Source organism: Vibrio sp. sp1 (genome assembly GCF_016920955.1).
Taxonomy (GTDB): domain Bacteria; phylum Pseudomonadota; class Gammaproteobacteria; order Enterobacterales; family Vibrionaceae; genus Vibrio; species Vibrio alginolyticus.
Genome location: NZ_CP060589.1, coordinates 2,423,685 through 2,442,755, shown reverse-complemented (window position 1 = coordinate 2,442,755; position 19,071 = coordinate 2,423,685). Strand labels below are relative to the sequence as shown.

Here is a 19,071-nt window from a genome sequence, read left to right as displayed (position 1 = left end):
TGTAGGTAAAATTGGGCAACATTCCACATATTCTATAAATGTACGAGCACTGCTATTAATCAATGCTCGTAATGGTCGCGCGGCCATTGTTTAACGCTATATTAACCTGTAAGAACGGCGTCTTCTGGGTATTTGACCAAGGTAGGTTCAGGACGTGCCAACATGTAGGCAAGCGTGAGCGGCCCAATACGACCAATGATCATCACCACGATCATAATGTATTTACCAGGTTCAGAAAGTTCCGCAGTCAAACCTGCGGTGAGCCCCACTGTGGCAAATGCGGAAATGGTTTCAAACATAACTTTATCAAAGCTGGCCTTCTCGGTAAGCATCAATAAAAACATTGCACTTGTCAGGATGGCTCCGCTCACAACGATAATTGCCAATGACTTAGTCACAGTTTGCCAATTTATGGTTCGCTTAAACATAACCACATGTTTCTTTTGGCGTAAAAAGGTCCACGTAGCCATAAACGCAACAGCAAATGTGGAAACTTTAATACCGCCCCCCGTTGAGGTGGAACCCGCTCCAATTAACATCAGAACAATCATGACCAGTAAGGCTGGCTGGGTAAACAACGCCAAGTCAACACTATTAAACCCTGCCGTTCGAGCACTCGCAGATTGAAAGAATGCCGCCAACCATTGCCCTGTTGCAGGTAAAGACGCCATTGTGTTTGGGTTGCTTCGCTCAAGTAACCAAAACATCATCGTTCCGACTAAGAGCAATATCGGTGTCGCAATCAGCATGATTTTGGTGTGAAGATGCAAAAAGTGGAAACCTTTGCGCCAGTTTAGCCAGATGTCACCCACAACAGTAAAACCAAGCCCGCCAAAAATGAATAGCCCCGCCAGTGTAAAGATAACCAACGGATCATTCACAAAGCTCATCATACTGTCAGAAAACAGCGCGAACCCAGCGTTGTTAAATGCAGAAATTGCATGAAACAAGGCGTAAAACATACCAGTCTGCCAGCCCATTTCAGGGACCCAGCGGATAGAGAGAAAAATAAACCCGACCGTTTCTGCAACAAGCGCGAAAACAACAATCCGCTTTACTAGTCGGTGTAGATTGACTTGCCGATCTTGCCCTAATGCTTCTTTCGCCAGCGCTTGTTGACGCAAACTCAAACGCACGCCGAACATATAGAGTAAGACTGCCGACAACGTCATCTGCCCCAACCCACCGATTTGCATTAAAAACATCAGCAAGATTTTACCCGCAAGCGTAAAGTGTTGCCCAGTATCGACAACACCAAGCCCTGTCACACTAATAGCGGACGTTGCAGTAAACAAAGCATCCGTTATCGACAGGCCCGTAACAGAAAAAACTGGCAAGGTTAGCAATACCGCAGAAGGCAGTAAAACACCGAGAAAACTGAGCAATATAATTCGCGGTTCGTTGCCTTTCGCTTTCTCTTGTTTACCATCTGGTGCGTAAAAAACACCTTTCTGATGAAAATACGTCATAGCGATTTTAATTTATTTGCGAGCGCATCTTGAGGGCCGACCACAATAATTAGGTCACCAATTTCTAGTGTGGTATTAAGGTCAGGTGCCTTGGTAATTTCTGGGCCCCGTTTAAACCCTAGCACTTGCACGCCATCGACTTTGCACAGAGCCAAATCACTTAGTGTCTTACCCATCCAACGAGAGCCAATCACAAACTCCGTCATAGCTAAGCCACTGCCTAATGGGTGGAACTCAAGAACCCGTTTATCGAGCATTTTACGCGCGACACGTATCCCCATGTCACGCTCAGGCATGATAATGTGGTCTGCGCCAATTTTTTGCAGAACACGAGCTTGGAAGCGGTCGTTGGCTTTAACCCATACTGACTTTACTCCCGCCTCTTTAGCAATCAATGTCGCAAGAATACTGGCATTGACATCTGCTCCGATGGCAATCATCACCATGTCGTAATCATCAAGTTTGAGCTCAGCAACCGTCTCTTCGTGAGTACAGTTAGCCACAACCGCCTGACTAACAAAACTGGCGGCTTCTTTAACTCTGTCTTCGTTGATGTCAACGGCTAAAACTTGAGCGCCTGAATCTTGTAACTCTTTACACACTGCCAAACCAAATCGGCCAAGACCAATAACGGCGAATTGCTTATCACCTGTTTTCATTTGTGCCCCATCTTATGCATTCATTAGCAAGCAAAAAAGTTTGCGCCCATTCCTTACCTTGTGCAAACCTGCGGACAGATAATTGACAAAAGCTTAACGCACCTTGATTCACTTTACGTGTTAAGCGTATGACACTGATTAACTTTTTTCCTCATTACCGAATAGAAACCGTCGCGATGGCTACATAATTGGATGCCTTAAAACGCAAAAAGCCGCAAGAATGCGGCTTTTAGATCATGGGATAAACTGGCTATTTTGATTCGCGCTTATCGTGCGGTTTACGTTTATTCTTAGGCACGTAATTTAAAATTGAAATTGGTACTGGCTTTCTTGGCGCAAAACCTTCAATTTCCACTCGCTCTAGCAAGTGCCCTAAACGACTTTCAATCATGCAGAGGTTCTTAAAGTCGTCTTTTGAAACCAGTGATATCGCCTCACCTTTCGCGCCAGCACGACCTGTACGACCAATACGATGTACATACTCATCCGCTGGGTAAGGTAAATCGTAGTTGATGACAACTGGCAGATTATCAATATCAATACCGCGAGCAGCAACGCCGGTTGCGACTAAGTACTGGATTTCACCCGCTTTAAACTTTTCTATTAATTCCTGGCGAACACGCTGATTACGGCCACTGTGGAATGCTTCTGCCACAATGCCACGTTTCTCAAGTTGGCTTACCAGTTTGGCTGCGCCGTGTTTAGTTTCAATAAATACCAGTACTTGCGACCAGTCATTTTCTTTAAGCAAGTGACTTAACAGCGACGACTTCATGTCTTTATCGACGGTCGTGATCCACTGTTTAATATTTGATTTTGAGGCACTGTGCTTTGCAATCGTGATCTCTTCAGGATCAATAATCGCATTTTTGGCCAAGTCACGAACAGGGTTAGATAACGTCGCTGAGAACAACAAACTTTGCACATGTTCTGGCATACAGTCGACGATTTTGTCGATCGCATCGATGAATCCCATATCCAACATTTTGTCGGCTTCATCAAGCACTAGCATTTCCACTTCATCAAAGTGAATCGCGCGTTGACCGTACAGATCAATCAAGCGCCCAGGCGTGCTTACCACAATATCGACACCCTCGATCAAGGCTTGTTTTTGTGGTGCATAATCCACACCACCAAACATCGCCATTGAGCGTAATGGTAAGTTTTTACCATAAGCTTCAATACTTTGATGAACCTGAAGCGCAAGTTCGCGTGTTGGCGTTAGGATAATCGCACGAGCGCGTTTTTTACGTTGCGTTTCGCCTCGACTAAGCTTTTCTAAGATTGGCAGAACAAAACTGGCCGTTTTACCTGTGCCCGTTTGCGCTGCTGCAATTAAATTGCGGCCACGCAATACGATTGGAATGGCTTTTTGTTGGATAGAAGTGGGTTTTTCATAACCTAGCGCTTTTACTGCATCAGCAATCGATGCGCTTAAACCAAGCTTAGAAAATGGCATAGAAAGGTCTCAACAGAGGAAATGGGCGCGTAGTGTATCAGAATCCCCGTGAAGTAACAGAAGGATTCATGCGCGAAAAACTAGGAACATGACACAATCTTAGCCCATGAAATTGGGCTGCAAACCTTTTTCTAATTTTTGCCTCACTTTGTAGGAAACATCATTAAGCGTGATTTTCCCCGTTTTGTGGCGGTCGATACCTGCATTCTGTCGATAGGCAATTGAGCCTTGTCTGAACAAAACGAAAGACGGCGGTTTACCAATCGCAGCAGGGTAGAGAATGGCCATGTAAGCATCTTCTAAGCTATTAATTTTATTTCGATAGGGCCAATAGTACGCTTTCACATAGTCAAGTTGTTCAAGCGCGCTCATTCTCGCAAGAGTCTTTGTGTTCACTCCTAATGACTCTGCGGTAGAGGGCATAAATTGAATTAACCCTGTAGCCCCGCTTCCGGAACCATTTTTGATGCTTGGACTGAAAGTTTCAGCAGTTTCAAATGCCATGCACGCCATAAGATGATTAGGATTGATCTTTAGCTCTTTACTAATACGAATGACTTTAGATTTGAACTCTGGAGAAACTTTACCTCCCCACGCGACCGCGTTCTCGGGATCTGCAATCGAAGAGACCGTTGATGCGTCATGTTCTTCGACAATTTTAGAAAGTAGAGGAAGCGTTTGGCGTAGTCGATGGCTCGAACTCACCAAGCGAATTGATTTGGTAAGAAACTTGTCTTTTTTTTGATGTAGTTTTTGGAACTTTACTAACTTATACAGTTGCTTATAAACCGTTTTCACAACGAAGCCGGATGTAGGGAACACTCCCAGAATGTAATCCATTTCCTACAAATTTAATATAAATATCAGTAACAGGAATTCTAGATGTGATCAATGTCACCATAAAAATTCTCAAATTCGATACACACCGATGTAAGTGGTCAATGTGTCTCCAACACGCTAGAAGTAAAAGTAAAGAGGCATTAAAAAGGTCTTACCAATTTTTTGGTAAGACCTGGGCTTACTGATTCTCGGATAAGCGAATGTATATCCTTACAGTTCAGCTTCCCGAACCAGTTCTGCAAGCGTCGACAAACGCTGCTCACTTTGTTTTACGTAAGGATTATTCGTATCCCAAGCATATCCAGCCAAAATCGCACTAATCATCTGTTTAATACGTGGGTTCGGGTTTTGATAGAAAATCACATCTTGCAACGTGCCGTTGTACCAGCCTTCCACATAAGTGCGGAATGTGTTCACTCCCACCATTAAGCGTTGCGAGTACTCTTCTTGCCAATCAACCTTTTCACCATTCAGCTGACGAACCACGCAGTCCGCTGCAAACTCTGCCGATTTCATGGCGATAGTGACACCCGATGAAAATACAGGATCAAGAAACTCACCTGCATTACCAAGCAACGCGTAGTGCTCTGTCGCTAAACGTTTGACGTTAGCAGAATAGCCACCCAACTCGCCTGCTGGATTCGGGTAATTCGCGTTTCGCAATAAAGCAGCCAAACCCGGCTCTTCATTGGCTAACTGCTGCAACGCTGCAATCTTATCTTCTGGGTATTGTTCGAAAAATTCTGGCTCACCCACCACACCAAACGAACAAGTACCATTAGAGAATGGGATTAGCCAGTACCATACGTCGTGATTTTCAGGATGAACTGAAATTAAAATTTTGTTGCGATCGTATTCCGGCTCTTGGGGAGAGATATGATCTTCGATATGGGTAAAGATCGCTTTTCTAGGCGGAAGACAAGAAGGTTCTTCTAGCTCCAACAAGCGTGGCAAAACACGCCCAAAGCCACTTGCATCCAGCACAAAATCTGCTTCGATTTGATAAGCCTTCTTATTTGAGTCGAGCACTTCTAATCGAGACTTTTTCCCTTCAAACACTAGGTTGAGCAGCTCATGCTGATAACGAATCTCTACGCCTTGCTCTTCAGCGCTATCTGCCAATACTTTATCAAAGTTGGCACGTTGAACCTGAAACGTCGTGCCCGGTCCTGGTGTGTATTTGTTTGTAAAGTCGAACTGGGTGTATACGCCATTACGACGAAATGCAGCACCATCTTTATACTGGAAACCAAACTGCTTTATTGCATGAGTCATTCCTGCTTGTTCAACAACTTCCATACATGCAGGGAGTAGGCTTTCTCCTATGGAAAAACGTGGAAAAGTCGCTTTTTCTAGGACAACAACATCTATGCCACGCGATTTTAATAACGCAGAAACGGTTGAACCTGATGGCCCCGCTCCTACGACAACAACTTGCTTGAGCTCTGTTTTCATTCTGAATTTAGTTTGCTTGTAGTTTTAATAAGGTATGACCAAGGCCAATATTGTCGGTTCTTTCAACGACAGATAAACCTGCCGCTTCGACAATTTCTAAGAAATCATCACTGCGATAAAAGCGACTATTACCGTTAGCTAAACAGGTAAAATAAAGAGAAGTGGCATTAAGGCTATAGGAAGCTCCCGCGTATTTTTGAGCATCCCAAAACAGCTCCAATACGTAAATAGTATCTCCCTTCGTTAACTGGGCTTTAACTTTTTTAAGGATATTGAGGATCTCAATTGGGGAAAAGCAATCCAAGAACTGGCTCATCCACCAAACGTCAGCATGCTCCGGCAATGTTTGTGCTTTATCAAGCATGTTTGCAGGGTATGGACGTACACGCTCGACGAACTGGTTTTCTGAAACATTCTTCATCGCTACTTCTAATTGCTGTGGTAAATCAACAATCGTCACTTGAACGTCAGGGTCATGTTTACAACACTGAATCGCCCATTTTCCCGTATTTCCGCCAATATCCACAAGATGCTTTGGCTTGCTTGCAAATACTTCTTTAAGCAGAAGTGGGAACGAGCGATCCGAATAGAAATGATCGAACTTAAACCAGCTCTGTTTGGCTTGTTCTGGTAACGTCGATAGACCTTGATAAATGGTCTCCCAATTGCCCAACTCTTTCAAACCTGACGGTTTACCTTCTTGAATTGCTTCCGTCAAATGCATCATCGCGGCGTAACAAACATCTGCCGTAAAATCCATGTTTGCATTCGTCATACCATCATGAAGAAGGTAAAAACCAAGGTTTGCAAGCGAATAGTTAGGTCGTTCCCATAAAACAATATGCGCACTAATCGCCATATCCAACAGTACTTTAACACCATATTCTGATACTCCCGTTTTCTCGGCAATATCTGTGGCACTCATGCCTTGAGCGCCAGCGCTGTCTAAAGCGGCTAAAATACCTAAATCTCGAAGCGTTTTGGCGGTCTGGAACACGATTGGTGCAAAAGATAACTTCTGAGCTTCTGTCTTCGCTTCAAAAGCATTAAAAGGGTCATTATTTTGATTTAACACGGAAAAACCTAACTGCAATTAATAGTTTTATTGTTGAGATTGATTGCCCAACAATGCAATAGCTCGCTGAATATCAACATTCAAGTTGTTTACCCAACGATTGTAATTGCGGTGGATTTTGCCATCACTTGCTTTGAGATTTACTGAGTTGAGATAAATAATTGAGTAATATTTATTATTGTATGGGATTTTTACTTCTGCAGAGTGGTTACGAACGTGGATTTTTGCAATAAGAACACCAGGGCTTACTTCTTCGATCGTCCAGCCTCGGTTAGTTGCTGATTGCACTATGGCCATTTTTACTTGTTTATTTTGAAGATCATAAGCAACTGGAGTATCCTCCACATTCATTACAGGTTGTACTCGTCCACAACCAACAAGAAGCAAAGTTAATAATAACGAGACATACAGCTTAAAACGCGACATGATAATTTCCTTTTTATTGTGAATTTGGGTCAACCCCAATTTGTATCGAGCTGTAAAATAAACAATTTAACCCAATATGCCAAACTCGAAGATCAACATTTCGTTCAATATTGATGCGTGGACAGCGAATTCATTCGGTTTATCCGAATCCAATGAATGGAAACAATGGGCAACAGAGATAAAATGGCCAGAAGATGGCAAAATCAATGTTGCAAATATTCCTGCGATGATGCGCAGAAGAATGAGCCCACTCAGTAAACTGGCGGTACAAACTGCAATCGAAATGCTTAATCAACATCAAGTTGATTACCTTGTATTTTCAAGCCGTCATGGTGAACTGCATCGCAGCGTCGCACTAGTTGAAGATATAATTAATGGAGAAGAGGCGTCTCCGATGGCTTTTTCTCAATCGGTGCACAATACCGCCGCAGGGCTTGCCACTATCGCAACTAAACAACCCATTCCCCTAACTTCTATCGCTGCGGCAGAAAACACATTCCAAAGCGCAATATTAGAAGCATGGCTGTTTTTGTCCGACAATCCTGACAAAAAAGTACTGCTTGTTGATTTTGATGAGCCTATGCCTGACTCTTATTTAGAATATGAAAACCAACAATACCAAGGGTTTGGACTTGGCTTAATACTTTCTCATGGAGACAAGTTCGCGATACAAAGCTCCATAAACGCAGAACGTTCCGGTCATCCTCTTCCTCAAGGTTTAGTATTTTTGCAACAATACTTGTTAGATAAAAGCCAGTGGACTATTTTCGCTCCGCAACAAGCTTGGGAATGGCACAAAAAATGACTCGCTTAAATCAGTATTGGCGTGTGCTAGCAACAGGCTTTTGTTTTTCAGTATTTGGGTTAGGTGGTTTAGTACTGAGTTTCATTGTTATTCCGACCATTCGTATTTTTGTTTCAGACCAAACGGAACGCGAATATAAAGTTCAGGGTGCGATTCGATATTCATTCAACACATTTTGTAAATTGATGAAGCTAAGTGGCGCAATCGATTATCAAATTATTGGTGCCGATATTCTTCAACAAGATCGTAATTGTTTAATTGTTGCCAACCACCCTAGTTTAATCGATTACGTTCTCATTGCTTCACAATTAAATCGCTGCGACTGTTTAGTAAAATCGGCAATATGGTCGAATCCTTTTATGAAGCACATCGTAAAAGCAGCCGGATATATTCCCAATGAAGCACCGGATGATTTATTAGCACTTTGTGATGAGCGATTTAACAAAGGCAACGTGTTGCTTATATTTCCTGAAGGAACAAGAACAACACCAGGTGTAGAGCCGAAATTACAACGCGGTGCAGCACAAATTGCGGTAAGAACAGAACGAGATTTAAGAGTTGTCCATATTACGGTAACGCCAAGTTTCCTCACAAAAGAGAAAAAATGGTATCAAGTACCGGCAACAAAGCCCTTTTTCAGGGTTGAAGTTAAGGATAAAGTTGAGATTACCCCCTTTATAAAGCAAACTACGTCGCCGACAATAGCGGCGCGACGCTTACAACAGCACCTAGCTGAAAACATTTTTCCAGAAAACTTTTATTAATAAGCAGGTCCCAGTGGAACAGTTACACAACGACATTAAGCAACTTATTATTGATGCTTTAAACCTTGAAGATTTAACCGTAGATGATATTGAAACGGATGCACCACTTTTTGGTGATGGACTTGGCTTAGATTCTATCGACGCGCTTGAGCTTGGACTCGCAATAAAAAAACAATACAACATCGTTATTGATGCCGACGACTCAAATACGCGCGAACACTTTGCGTCTGTAGCAAATCTAGCGAAATACGTTTCTTCTCAAACTAATGAATAAGTTGTAGGTATATTCATGACTGATGTAAATAAAGATCAAGTATTTGAACAAGTTAAAGATGCGCTTGTTGAGCTGTTCGAAATTGATGCAGCCGACATTCAATCAGATGCGCACTTATACCAAGATCTCGATCTTGATAGCATTGACGCCGTTGATTTGGTCGTACACCTACAGAATGTCACTGGCAAAAAAATCAAGCCGGCAGAGTTTAGTACAGTAAGAACCGTCGACGATGTGGTTAACGCTGTTACTGAGTTATTGAAGGAAAGTTAATGCGCCAATTGCTGACTGGTCTGTCTGCAATTGTACTGTTTGCCTACCCCTTCGCCGTCTATTTCGGTATAGATAAATTTGGCTTGAACTTAGTTGGGGGCTTGTTAATTGCTGCGTTACTTTTGCGTGTTTTCGTCGCAAATAAGACCCCACTAAAAGAGTTTAAGTTCTTGGCGCTCGTTACGGGCGCTGTTGGCATTGTCCTAATTACGCTTGGCATGGTGTTTAAACAACATGGGTGGCTTCAGTTTTACCCTGTCGTTGTCAATGTATGTATGCTGTGTGTATTTGGACTGAGCTTAAAACAGCCGCAATCGATCATAGAGAGGCTTGCTCGCTTGCAAGAACCCGACCTTCCGGCTAGTGGCGTGACTTACACTCGCAAAGTGACGATGGTTTGGTGCGCCTTTTTTACGCTCAACGCTGCTGTTGCACTCTATACCTGTTTCCTACCAGTAAAAATATGGACGCTTTATAACGGCCTCATCAGCTACTTACTTGCTGGTGGCTTGTTCGCTGGAGAATGGATCGTGCGTCAATTTGTTCGAAAGGAACACTAATCGTATGAATACAACGTATTCGAGCTTTACCTCCCTAGCGACCTTGTTCATCGCAGAGAGGTCTGAGCAATCCCCAGTCTCTTACGAGCGCGACACGGTTATCACGTGGGGTGATTTCCAGCAGCACGTCGCAACACTTGCTCAGCAGTTAGAAACCCAACCAACGCAAAACATTGCGTTGTGTTTTGGCAACAGCTACCTGTTTGCCGTTGGCTTTTTTGCTTGTTGTTATGCAGGAAAATCCATTGTATTACCTGGTAATTACCAACCAGAAGCACTCAAAGAGCTCAGTGAGCACTACGATTTGTTGCTGCATGATGCCGATGTCTCGGTTCCAGAACTGGTGAGCTCGCTTTTGATCGAAGCTCAATCATTGCTAGAAACCACCGTGATTAACGAGCCAGAGGCCAAACAACCTTATTTTTGGCGAGAATTAAACCTAGCGGAAATACCGGTAACGCTATTCACTTCGGGTTCAAGCGGCACACCAAAAGCCATTGCAAAAACGCTTAAACAGCTCGATATCGAAGTTTCTATTCTAGATAACCTATGGGGCGACACAGTTGCCAACACACGCGTTGAAAGCACCGTTTCTCATCAACACATTTACGGCTTGCTGTTCCGCGTATTGTGGCCTTTGTGCTCTGCACGTCCATTTTCAGCACACAACCTAGAGTTCCCAGAGCAAATTGTCCATCACGCCGATGCTGACACCACGCTAGTAAGTAGCCCTGCGTTACTTAAACGACTCAGTGAAGAGCACGATCCGGTTGCGATTCGGTGTGTATTTTCTTCTGGTGGCCCCTTGCCAAACCAAGCGGCGCAGCACAGCCAGCAGTTGTTTGGGTCACTTCCTATTGAAGTTTTTGGCAGCACAGAAACCGGCGGCATTGCTTACCGTCAGCAGCACGAAGCCAGTACTCCCTGGACGTTATTCCCTGGTGTTGAAGCCGAGCTTAACCATGAAAATTGTTTAAAGCTCCGCTCGCCACACATTGATGAAAACACTTGGTACCAAACTGCGGATGAATGCTATTTCCATGATAGTATTTCTTTTGAATTGCGTGGACGCACTGACCGAATCGTCAAAGTCGAAGAAAAGCGTATTTCCCTTGTCGAAGTGGAAAAACGTTTAGAGCAATTGCCGTGGGTTCAAGAAAGCGTGGTGATCCCAATGGAAGAATCTGGTCGCCTCACGTTAGTCTCAATCATCGTACTTAACGATAAAGGCGGTGATGTGCTTGATGAACTTGGTAAAGGCAAGTTTTGGCTTGAACTTCGCAAGGCACTGCGCAATTGGTTAGAACCGATCGCTATCCCGAGAAAATTCCGAGTGGTCGACGAAATTCCATTGAACAGCCAAGGCAAACGCCAAGTTGCTGAAATTGAAAAACTATTCCAATAAAGCTAGTAACATGGATAAAAGAAAACCAACCATTCAGAATATTGAAGTGAGTGACCACACCGCGGAGCTTTCGCTGCGTGTGGATGCTGACATCTTAGATTTCCAAGGTCATTTCAGTCACTTTCCTCTTTTACCCGGCGTCACTCAAATTGACTGGGCGTTGTTCTACGCCGTTCAATATTTGAACACTCCCAAGGTATTTAAAGGAATGGAAGTCATCAAATTTCAAGAGCCGATTCTGCCAAACGCCGACGTTTGTCTCTCACTCTCTTGGGACAATGAGCGCGAGAAATTGACCTTTAAGTACACATCGAAAAACGGTGAAACCTTGGTGACTCACTCTTCAGGCAAAATGAAACTGGGTGAGTCACGTGAGTGATTACCGTCCCTGCTTTTTAATTCCTTGCTACAACCACGGCAGCACAATTGCAGACGTGGTTGCGTCGTTATCCTCTTTCGATTTGCCAGTGCTTGTCGTGGACGACGGCAGCAATGAAGACACCAAACAAGCGCTTTCAGCGTTGAGTGAGCAAGGGCTGATAAAACTGATTAGTTTGAGCGAAAACCAAGGTAAAGGTGGCGCAGTGATGGCTGGCCTACATCAAGCTCACCAACTTGGTTTTACGCACGCCATTCAAATCGACGCAGATGGTCAGCACGACCTAGAAGCATTGCCGAAATTGCTCAGCGCCAGCGAAACAAAACCAGATAACCTGATTTCGGGCCAACCAATATACGACGAGAGCGTACCTAAATCCCGTTTGTATGGTCGCTACGCTACGCACGTTTGGGTGTGGATAGAAACCTTGTCACTGTCTATCAAAGATAGCATGTGCGGTTTCCGCGCCTACCCAGTGGCGAAAACGGTCGCCGTGTTGAACAAGTACAACATCGGCAAACGCATGGATTTTGATATCGAAATTCTGGTGCGAATGTATTGGGAAGGCGTCGACATTGATTTTGTTCCAACGCGCGTGATCTACCCTGAAGGTGGCATTTCCCACTTCGACGCATTGTGGGACAACGTCAAGATAAGCTGGATGCACACTCGCCTATTTTTTGGCATGTTGCCGCGCATTCCTTCGCTACTCGCCAGAAAGCGCCAAAACACAGATGACAATAATGCCCACTGGTCGAAACGAAAAGAACAAGGCACGATTTTAGGCATCAAAACCTTACTCTCGGTTTACCGCTTGTTCGGCAGAAAAGCGTTTGACCTGATTTTAAAATTAGTCATGCGCTACTACCACTTCACGGGTAAATCTGCCCGTGAAGCGTCTGAGGTTTACCTGCAAAACTTGCAGTACTACGCAACGCAGCAGAGCATCGCACTACCAAAACAGTTGGACAGCTATCATCATCTGCTTTCTTTTGGGCGAACCATGCTCGACAAACTGGCTGCCTGGCAAGGTGACTTTAACGTCGATAACCTAACCATTCACGGCCAGCATCATTTCGAAGAGATGGCGCAGAAAAAACAAGGCGTGCTCATTTTAGGCTCGCACCTTGGCAATATCGAACTCTGCCGCGCGCTTGGTCGTCGACACTCTCATGTCAAAATCAATGCCTTGGTATTTACCCAACACGCTGAACAATTTAATGCTGTAATGAAGGCGGTAAACCCAAATTCGGAACTGAATCTGATTCAAGTCAGCTCAATGGGACCAGACACCGCGATTCTGCTTCAACAAAAAATCGAGCAAGGCGAATGGGTGGTGATCGTTGGCGATCGCACTTCCACCAGCAAAGAAAATCGTGTCGTTTGGGCAGATTTTCTTGGTAAACCTGCACCATTCCCGCAAGGCCCATTCATGCTGGCCTCGGTATTAAAAGCGCCGGTTTATCTACTCTTCGGCCTACGCGACGATGAAGCAAACACTCCGCATTTTAATGTGTACTTTGAACACTTTAGTGACCAAATCACGCTACCGCGCAAGGAGCGTCAGCAGGCACTAGAACACGTTGTTCAACAGTACGCAAAAAGATTAGAACACCACACACTGCAAGCGCCGTTACAGTGGTACAACTTTTTTAACTTCTGGACTTTAAGTAATCAGCCACATGACAAACAACAATAATCACAACATCACTTTTGGTGCCCAATCTTTAACCATCGAAGATGTCGTTGCCATTGCTCAAGGTGCAAAGGCAAACATGAACACCTCGCCAGAATTTACCGCGAAAATTGATCGTGGCGTGGCGTTTCTGGAACGATTACTGAAAGAAGAAGGCGTTATTTACGGCGTGACTACGGGTTACGGCGATTCATGTACTGTGGCGATTCCACCCGCTCTTGTGGATGAACTTCCGTTGCACCTTACGCGCTTCCATGGCTGTGGCTTAGGTCAAATCCTTTCTCATGAGCAAGCTCGTGCGGTGCTGGCAACACGTTTATGTTCATTGTCGCAAGGCGTATCTGGCGTGTCTCACGATCTGTTGAACCAAATCGTTACGCTTATCAACCACGACATTGCGCCACGTATTCCACAAGAGGGCTCGGTGGGCGCAAGTGGCGATTTAACGCCTCTGTCTTACCTAGCGGCGACCTTAATTGGCGAACGTGAAGTGCTTTACAAAGGTGATGTGCGACCAACACAAGAAGTGTTTGCAGAGCTGGGCATTGAGCCAATTCGCCTAAAACCAAAAGAAGGTTTGGCGTTAATGAACGGTACATCTGTGATGACGGCCCTCGCCTGTCTTGCCTACAAACGTGCAGAATACCTAGCGCAGCTTTGCACCAAGATTACCGCGATGGTCTCTGTGGGTATGCAAGGTAATGACTTCCACTTTGATGAAGCGTTGTTTGCGGTAAAACCTCATCCTGGTCAACAGCAAGTTGCGGCTTGGCTGCGTGATGATCTCAATGCTGAGCGTCCGCCACGCAATAGCGACCGACTGCAAGATCGTTACTCGCTGCGTTGTGCGCCACACGTCATTGGCATGGTGCAAGACTCACTGCCTTGGCTACGTCAATTGATTGAGAATGAACTAAATAGTGCCAACGACAATCCAATCATCGATGGCGACAATGAGCGCGTTCTGCACGGCGGTCACTTCTACGGTGGTCATATCGCAATGGCGATGGATACGTTGAAAGTGAACATTGCCAACTTAGCTGATTTGCTGGATCGTCAGATGGCGCAATTGATGGATTACAAGTTCAATAACGGCCTGCCGTTTAACTTAACCGGTGCAGAAGGCGAGCGTAAACCGATCAACCACGGCTTTAAAGCGGTTCAGATTGGTATCTCAGCTTGGACGGCAGAAGCGTTGAAAAACACCATGCCAGCAAGCGTTTTTTCTCGCTCAACCGAATGTCACAACCAAGACAAAGTGAGCATGGGCACCATCGCGGCTCGTGATTGCTTACGCGTACTTGAGTTAACAGAGCAAGTTGCTGCGGCTTCACTCCTAGCAAGCGTTCAAGCGGTTGAGATTCGTCGTCGTCATAACGAATTGGACGAACACCACATGAGTCAGAGTTTGCGAGTAATTCGTGACGCAGTACTGAGCGAGTTTGAATTTGTGATTGAAGATCGCCCATTGGAACAAGATTTGCGCCATTTCATTGAACGCATTCAGCAACGTCATTGGCCACTCTACGCGGAGGTATAATGCAAGAGCAGGTTCTCTACCCATTAGAAGCGGAGGTGACTATGGTCACCTCATTCCAAGATGCTGACCCGATGGGCGTGATTTATCACGGCAACTTCTTTCGATATTTTGAAGAAGCGCGTCGTGTGCTGATGGAAAAGATCCAATACAGCTATCGCGATATGCAAGACTCTGGGTACATGTGGCCGATCATCGACACGCGCGTTAAATACGTGAAGGCGATTCCGTTTAATCACACCATTCGCATTACCGCGCAACTCACTGAGTGGGAAAACCGCTTACGTGTGGATTACGTGATTTACGACGCCGAAACGAATCAACGTATGTGCAAAGCGCATACAACGCAAGTCGCCGTATCCATTGAAAAGCAAGAGATGTGCTTTGTTTCTCCAGCAATCTTTTTAGATAAAGTAGAGCAATGGCACAACCATGGGAGTCTGGACTAATGCAAAAGTGGTTACTCTCTTTTTTGTTGATATTTTCTGTTCCAGCACTGGCCACACCGACAGCAAACGTAACAGATTTGGCATCGCTTCAGCAGCAGTTGTCTCAGCATGAAATCGTGCGCGGAGATTTTACGCAGCAGCGTCATCTGGAAATGTTCAGTCAACCTCTAACCTCTAAAGGTCAGTTCACACTGAGCAAAACACATGGCTTGTTGTGGCAACAAACAGAACCTTTCGCAGTCAATTTGGTATTGACGGAAAACAAACTTCGTCAGACTTTTGCCAACCAAGATCCGAAAACGATCTCTGCTGAAGAAAACCCAATGGCGTTCTACTTTAGCCATGTGTTTTTATCCGTGTTCCACGGGGATACTTCTGCACTGCAAGAACAATTCACACTCGATTTTTCAGTTGAGAACAATCAGTGGCAGCTCGTTTTAGTGCCCAAACATTCGCCATTAAATGCGGTGTTTAAAGCCATCACCCTTTCCGGTAAAACGCATATTGATCGCCTAACCCTGCAAGAGCTGCGCGGCGATAAGACCGAAATCACGTTTACAAACCAGACCTCTCTACCTCAGGAACTCACGGATGCCGAAGACGCTCAATTCCGTTTCTAAACTCAGTCTTGGCACTCATACCTTTGCTCTGGTTTGGCTCAATCTCGTTGTTTTAGCGGGCGCGTTGCTACTCAAACAATGGGTTTGGAGTGCAGAATCTCCGATTGAGACCAACATTTTAAAACTGTTGCCGAAGAACCAACAAAACCCAGTGGCTGAGCAAGCCTTTGAGTCGGTCTCGGCAAGTATGAGCGACAAAGTCATTTTCGTGATCACAGCGCCGGACAAAAATGCCCTTTTTGCAGCGGCCACTGAATTTGATAAGGGGTTACGACAAAGTAATCATTTTCGCGATGTGGTGGGAAAAATCTCACCTCAAGAGCAGCAAGCTTGGGCGAGTTACTACTTTAAGCACCGTTTCCAATTGCTGACGCCTGAACAACGAGAGCGTTTAAGCAAAAATCCAGAGCAGCAAGTGCAGCATGTAATTCAGTCTCTGTACAACCCGTTTTCTGGAGTGACCGGGCAAGAGTTACAAAATGACCCTTTCTTGTTATTTCGTGATTATTTAAGCCAAGTTACCCAGCAATCTTCCTCTTTCCGGTTGGATAACGGCTATCTATCCGTCGAAAAAGACGGTGCTCAATACTTGCTTATTACTGCTGAGCTAAAAGACTCGCCTTATAGCCTAACTGGGCAGCTTGCAGTCCCTGATATTCAAGCGCTAGAACAAAGCGTCGCTCAGAAATATGGCGCTGAAGTCGCACATACTGGCGTTCTATTTTACGCCGACTTTGGTACGCAAAGTGCCAAATCGGAGATCAGTACCATCGGTATGTTCTCTCTGCTCGGTATCATTGCATTGTTCGTGTTGGTCTTTCGTAGTGTGATGCCACTGTCTCTGGCACTGCTTTCCATCACCATTGGTTTGCTCGTTGCGTTGTCCGTTACGACGTGGATTTTTGGAAAAGTCCATCTGTTCAGCTTAGTGTTTGGCGCAAGTTTAATCGGCGTGTCTATCGACTACGCATTCCACTACCTAACCGAACGCCTTGCGGCGGGAAATGAATGGGATAGCGAGCAAGGGTTAAAGCATATTTTCATAGCGATCACACTTGGCTTAATCACCAGTTTGATCGGCTATTTGGGCATGTTAGTGGCACCGTTTCCTGGTTTGCAGCAGCTTGCGCTGTTTTCATCCATTGGTCTGATTGCCGCTTACATCACCGTGGTGGCTTGGTATCCGATACTGGCTCGTAACCCATCGCGCTCCATTTCGAATTTACCGGGACAATCACTGTTGGCGAAATGGTTAACGCTTTGGAATCAACCTCGAATTAAAGTCGGATTACCGATGTTATGTGTGGTTGCGAGTGGCTTTTTCTTGCTGCAATTGAACTACGATGACGACATTCGTCTGCTGCAAACGATGCCGAAGGATCTCAAGCAACAAGAAACCTTGATTACGACGCTCAGTGGCATGCAATCTTCACAGCAAATGTTGGTCGTTACCGCCGACGATGACGAAAACCTAATGAAAAAGCTGGAGTCTTTGACGCCAACTTTAGAAGCGTGGAAAGCGGACAGCACCATCGAAAGCTACCAGAGTCTGAGCCGCTACTTGAGCTCAGTGGAACGTCAGCAACAAGACTATCAATTGATTCGCGATCTTTACGCGACACAATCCAGCCCAATTGCTTCCGGGCTGGGCTTAAGTAAAAAGCCCAAAATGGACGCCGACTTTATCCCTGTTACGGTTGAACAGTACTTGCAAAACCCGGTATCAGCGCCTGTACGTTTTCTTCATTTGGGTAAAATTAAAGAAAAATCAGCAACGGTTGTGGTGTTAAACCAATTGCAAGACTCCGCTGTTGTTAAGGCATTTGCCAAATCACAGTCTGATGTTGTCTACCTAAACAAAGCTGAAGAAATATCCGCCCTATTTGGTGAATACCGAATCAAAATCATGGAGCTATTGGCAGCCGCCGGTGCTTTGATCTTTCTGGTATTAATCAAGCGGTACGGTCTGCAACACAGTTGGCGAGTTTTACTGCCATCATTGATTGCTTGCGCCTGCGGTCTGGCAACTGCTGTCGCGATGGGAACAACATTAAACCTGTTCAACTTGCTTGGCTTGGTGCTCATTCTTGGTATCGGGATCGATTACACTCTGTTCTTTGCCGAGAAAGCCCGCAGTGTGAGTACACTATTGGCGATCACCCTTTCGGCAATGACCACTGTGTTGTCATTTGGGTTGCTGTCACTCAGCCAAACTCACGCGATTCACAGTTTCGGCATTACGGTATTAAGTGGTATTTTGGTCGCTTGGCTGCTCTCTCCGATTGCAATTAAAACAGAGGAAACGACGTCATGATTTTCAATCACGCCTTTCGCTACGCGACGTTCATCACACTGAGTCTGTTATTAAGTGCATGCAGCTTGGTACCTCACCAATCGACGCCTCAGGTCGACATTGCCGAGCACACCCAAGTTAGCTTGCCCACTCCCGCAAGCTTGGGCTATCAGTTGTCTGCCAGTCAGTTAATTACGGCTTCTTGGGCAATAGATGGTAAAACCAAATCTGAGCAACTTCCGGTACAACTGCAAGTGATCAACAACGAAGTGGTGCTGGCAGGCTTCTCATCCTGGGGGACGAGAGTACTCTCACTGTCTTACGATGGAGAACAAATTCAAACCGAAGTGCTCAACGGTTTACAAGGTTCGCTACCGCAGCCAGAACAGGTATTATTTAACCTGATGATCACGCTCTGGCCGAGTTCCGCTTGGGAAGGATCGTTAAATGAGGTAAGGTGGCGAATTATTGATAAAAATAATTCTCGCGCCATCTTTGATAGCGACGGTGAAAAGATCATTGAGATTCAATACAGCTCTTCTAACAAGTTAGAGGGTAAGATTGATTTTCACCACCTCAAGCATCAGTTTTCAATTTCTATTCAAACACTGCAACATCAGATTAATTAAGAAC

Annotated in this window: 20 protein-coding genes; 13 read left to right on the top strand and 7 right to left on the bottom strand. The window is 45.1% G+C overall.

What is annotated here, in order from left to right:
- Nucleotides 1-101: 101 nt before the first annotated feature.
- From H9L11_RS11530 to H9L11_RS11500, 7 genes are all read right to left on the bottom strand, one after another.
- A complete protein-coding gene (locus tag H9L11_RS11530) occupies nucleotides 102-1,469 on the bottom strand; it encodes a TrkH family potassium uptake protein (RefSeq protein WP_149191952.1) in 1,368 nt (455 codons plus the stop codon).
- Nucleotides 1,466-2,128, bottom strand: a complete 663-nt coding sequence (locus H9L11_RS11525) for a TrkA family potassium uptake protein (protein ID WP_005388291.1) — start codon at nucleotides 2,126-2,128, stop codon at nucleotides 1,466-1,468. The genes H9L11_RS11530 and H9L11_RS11525 overlap by 4 nt, the downstream gene beginning before the upstream one ends.
- Before the next feature lie 250 nt (nucleotides 2,129-2,378).
- On the bottom strand, nucleotides 2,379-3,587 hold the full coding sequence (locus H9L11_RS11520; protein WP_005382264.1) for a DEAD/DEAH box helicase: 1,209 nt from the start codon (nucleotides 3,585-3,587) through the stop codon (nucleotides 2,379-2,381).
- A 99-nt stretch (nucleotides 3,588-3,686) separates the two neighbouring features.
- Entirely contained in the window at nucleotides 3,687-4,427 is a 741-nt protein-coding gene (locus tag H9L11_RS11515) for a transglycosylase SLT domain-containing protein (RefSeq protein ID WP_080276914.1), read from the bottom strand.
- A gap of 210 nt (nucleotides 4,428-4,637) precedes the next feature.
- Entirely contained in the window at nucleotides 4,638-5,882 is a 1,245-nt protein-coding gene (locus H9L11_RS11510; RefSeq protein ID WP_205390765.1) for an NAD(P)/FAD-dependent oxidoreductase, read from the bottom strand.
- 7 nt (nucleotides 5,883-5,889) lie between these two features.
- A complete protein-coding gene (locus H9L11_RS11505) occupies nucleotides 5,890-6,957 on the bottom strand; it encodes a class I SAM-dependent methyltransferase (protein WP_053307501.1) in 1,068 nt (355 codons plus the stop codon).
- 27 nt (nucleotides 6,958-6,984) lie between these two features.
- A complete protein-coding gene (locus tag H9L11_RS11500) occupies nucleotides 6,985-7,383 on the bottom strand; it encodes a hypothetical protein (protein ID WP_205390764.1) in 399 nt (132 codons plus the stop codon).
- Nucleotides 7,384-7,459: 76 nt separating this feature from the next.
- Here H9L11_RS11500 and H9L11_RS11495 point away from each other — a divergent pair, with 76 nt between their 5' ends.
- From H9L11_RS11495 to H9L11_RS11435, 13 genes are read left to right on the top strand one after another with little or no spacing between them, the layout of a single operon-like run.
- The gene (locus H9L11_RS11495; RefSeq protein ID WP_017819930.1) at nucleotides 7,460-8,188 is read left to right on the top strand and encodes a beta-ketoacyl synthase chain length factor; all 729 of its coding nucleotides are present in this window, start codon (nucleotides 7,460-7,462) and stop codon (nucleotides 8,186-8,188) included.
- Entirely contained in the window at nucleotides 8,185-8,952 is a 768-nt protein-coding gene (locus H9L11_RS11490) for a lysophospholipid acyltransferase family protein (protein ID WP_005388305.1), read from the top strand. Before H9L11_RS11495 ends, H9L11_RS11490 begins: the two co-directional genes overlap by 4 nt.
- A gap of 13 nt (nucleotides 8,953-8,965) precedes the next feature.
- Entirely contained in the window at nucleotides 8,966-9,226 is a 261-nt protein-coding gene (locus H9L11_RS11485; RefSeq protein ID WP_005382278.1) for a phosphopantetheine-binding protein, read from the top strand.
- A gap of 15 nt (nucleotides 9,227-9,241) precedes the next feature.
- Nucleotides 9,242-9,499 carry an acyl carrier protein gene (locus H9L11_RS11480; RefSeq protein ID WP_025766966.1) on the top strand — a complete coding sequence of 86 codons (258 nt, stop codon included), beginning with the start codon at nucleotides 9,242-9,244 and terminating at the stop codon, nucleotides 9,497-9,499.
- Nucleotides 9,499-10,059 carry a hypothetical protein gene (locus H9L11_RS11475; protein ID WP_132936505.1) on the top strand — a complete coding sequence of 187 codons (561 nt, stop codon included), beginning with the start codon at nucleotides 9,499-9,501 and terminating at the stop codon, nucleotides 10,057-10,059. The genes H9L11_RS11480 and H9L11_RS11475 overlap by 1 nt, the downstream gene beginning before the upstream one ends.
- A gap of 4 nt (nucleotides 10,060-10,063) precedes the next feature.
- On the top strand, nucleotides 10,064-11,464 hold the full coding sequence (locus H9L11_RS11470; RefSeq protein ID WP_205390763.1) for an AMP-binding protein: 1,401 nt from the start codon (nucleotides 10,064-10,066) through the stop codon (nucleotides 11,462-11,464).
- A gap of 10 nt (nucleotides 11,465-11,474) precedes the next feature.
- Nucleotides 11,475-11,843, top strand: coding sequence for a hypothetical protein (locus tag H9L11_RS11465; protein ID WP_021449611.1), 369 nt, complete (start codon nucleotides 11,475-11,477; stop codon nucleotides 11,841-11,843).
- Nucleotides 11,836-13,542, top strand: coding sequence for a glycosyltransferase family 2 protein (locus tag H9L11_RS11460; protein WP_205390762.1), 1,707 nt, complete (start codon nucleotides 11,836-11,838; stop codon nucleotides 13,540-13,542). Before H9L11_RS11465 ends, H9L11_RS11460 begins: the two co-directional genes overlap by 8 nt.
- Nucleotides 13,526-15,079, top strand: a complete 1,554-nt coding sequence (locus H9L11_RS11455; protein WP_017448720.1) for an aromatic amino acid ammonia-lyase — start codon at nucleotides 13,526-13,528, stop codon at nucleotides 15,077-15,079. The genes H9L11_RS11460 and H9L11_RS11455 overlap by 17 nt, the downstream gene beginning before the upstream one ends.
- Nucleotides 15,079-15,525, top strand: a complete 447-nt coding sequence (locus tag H9L11_RS11450) for an acyl-CoA thioesterase (RefSeq protein ID WP_042523992.1) — start codon at nucleotides 15,079-15,081, stop codon at nucleotides 15,523-15,525. Before H9L11_RS11455 ends, H9L11_RS11450 begins: the two co-directional genes overlap by 1 nt.
- The gene (locus H9L11_RS11445; protein ID WP_042523990.1) at nucleotides 15,525-16,145 is read left to right on the top strand and encodes an outer membrane lipoprotein carrier protein LolA; all 621 of its coding nucleotides are present in this window, start codon (nucleotides 15,525-15,527) and stop codon (nucleotides 16,143-16,145) included. The genes H9L11_RS11450 and H9L11_RS11445 overlap by 1 nt, the downstream gene beginning before the upstream one ends.
- Complete coding sequence (locus H9L11_RS11440) at nucleotides 16,117-18,459, top strand: MMPL family transporter (RefSeq protein WP_205390761.1); 2,343 nt, start codon at nucleotides 16,117-16,119, stop codon at nucleotides 18,457-18,459. Before H9L11_RS11445 ends, H9L11_RS11440 begins: the two co-directional genes overlap by 29 nt.
- The gene (locus tag H9L11_RS11435; protein ID WP_042523986.1) at nucleotides 18,456-19,067 is read left to right on the top strand and encodes a DUF3261 domain-containing protein; all 612 of its coding nucleotides are present in this window, start codon (nucleotides 18,456-18,458) and stop codon (nucleotides 19,065-19,067) included. Before H9L11_RS11440 ends, H9L11_RS11435 begins: the two co-directional genes overlap by 4 nt.
- The last annotated feature ends 4 nt before the right edge of the window (nucleotides 19,068-19,071 follow it).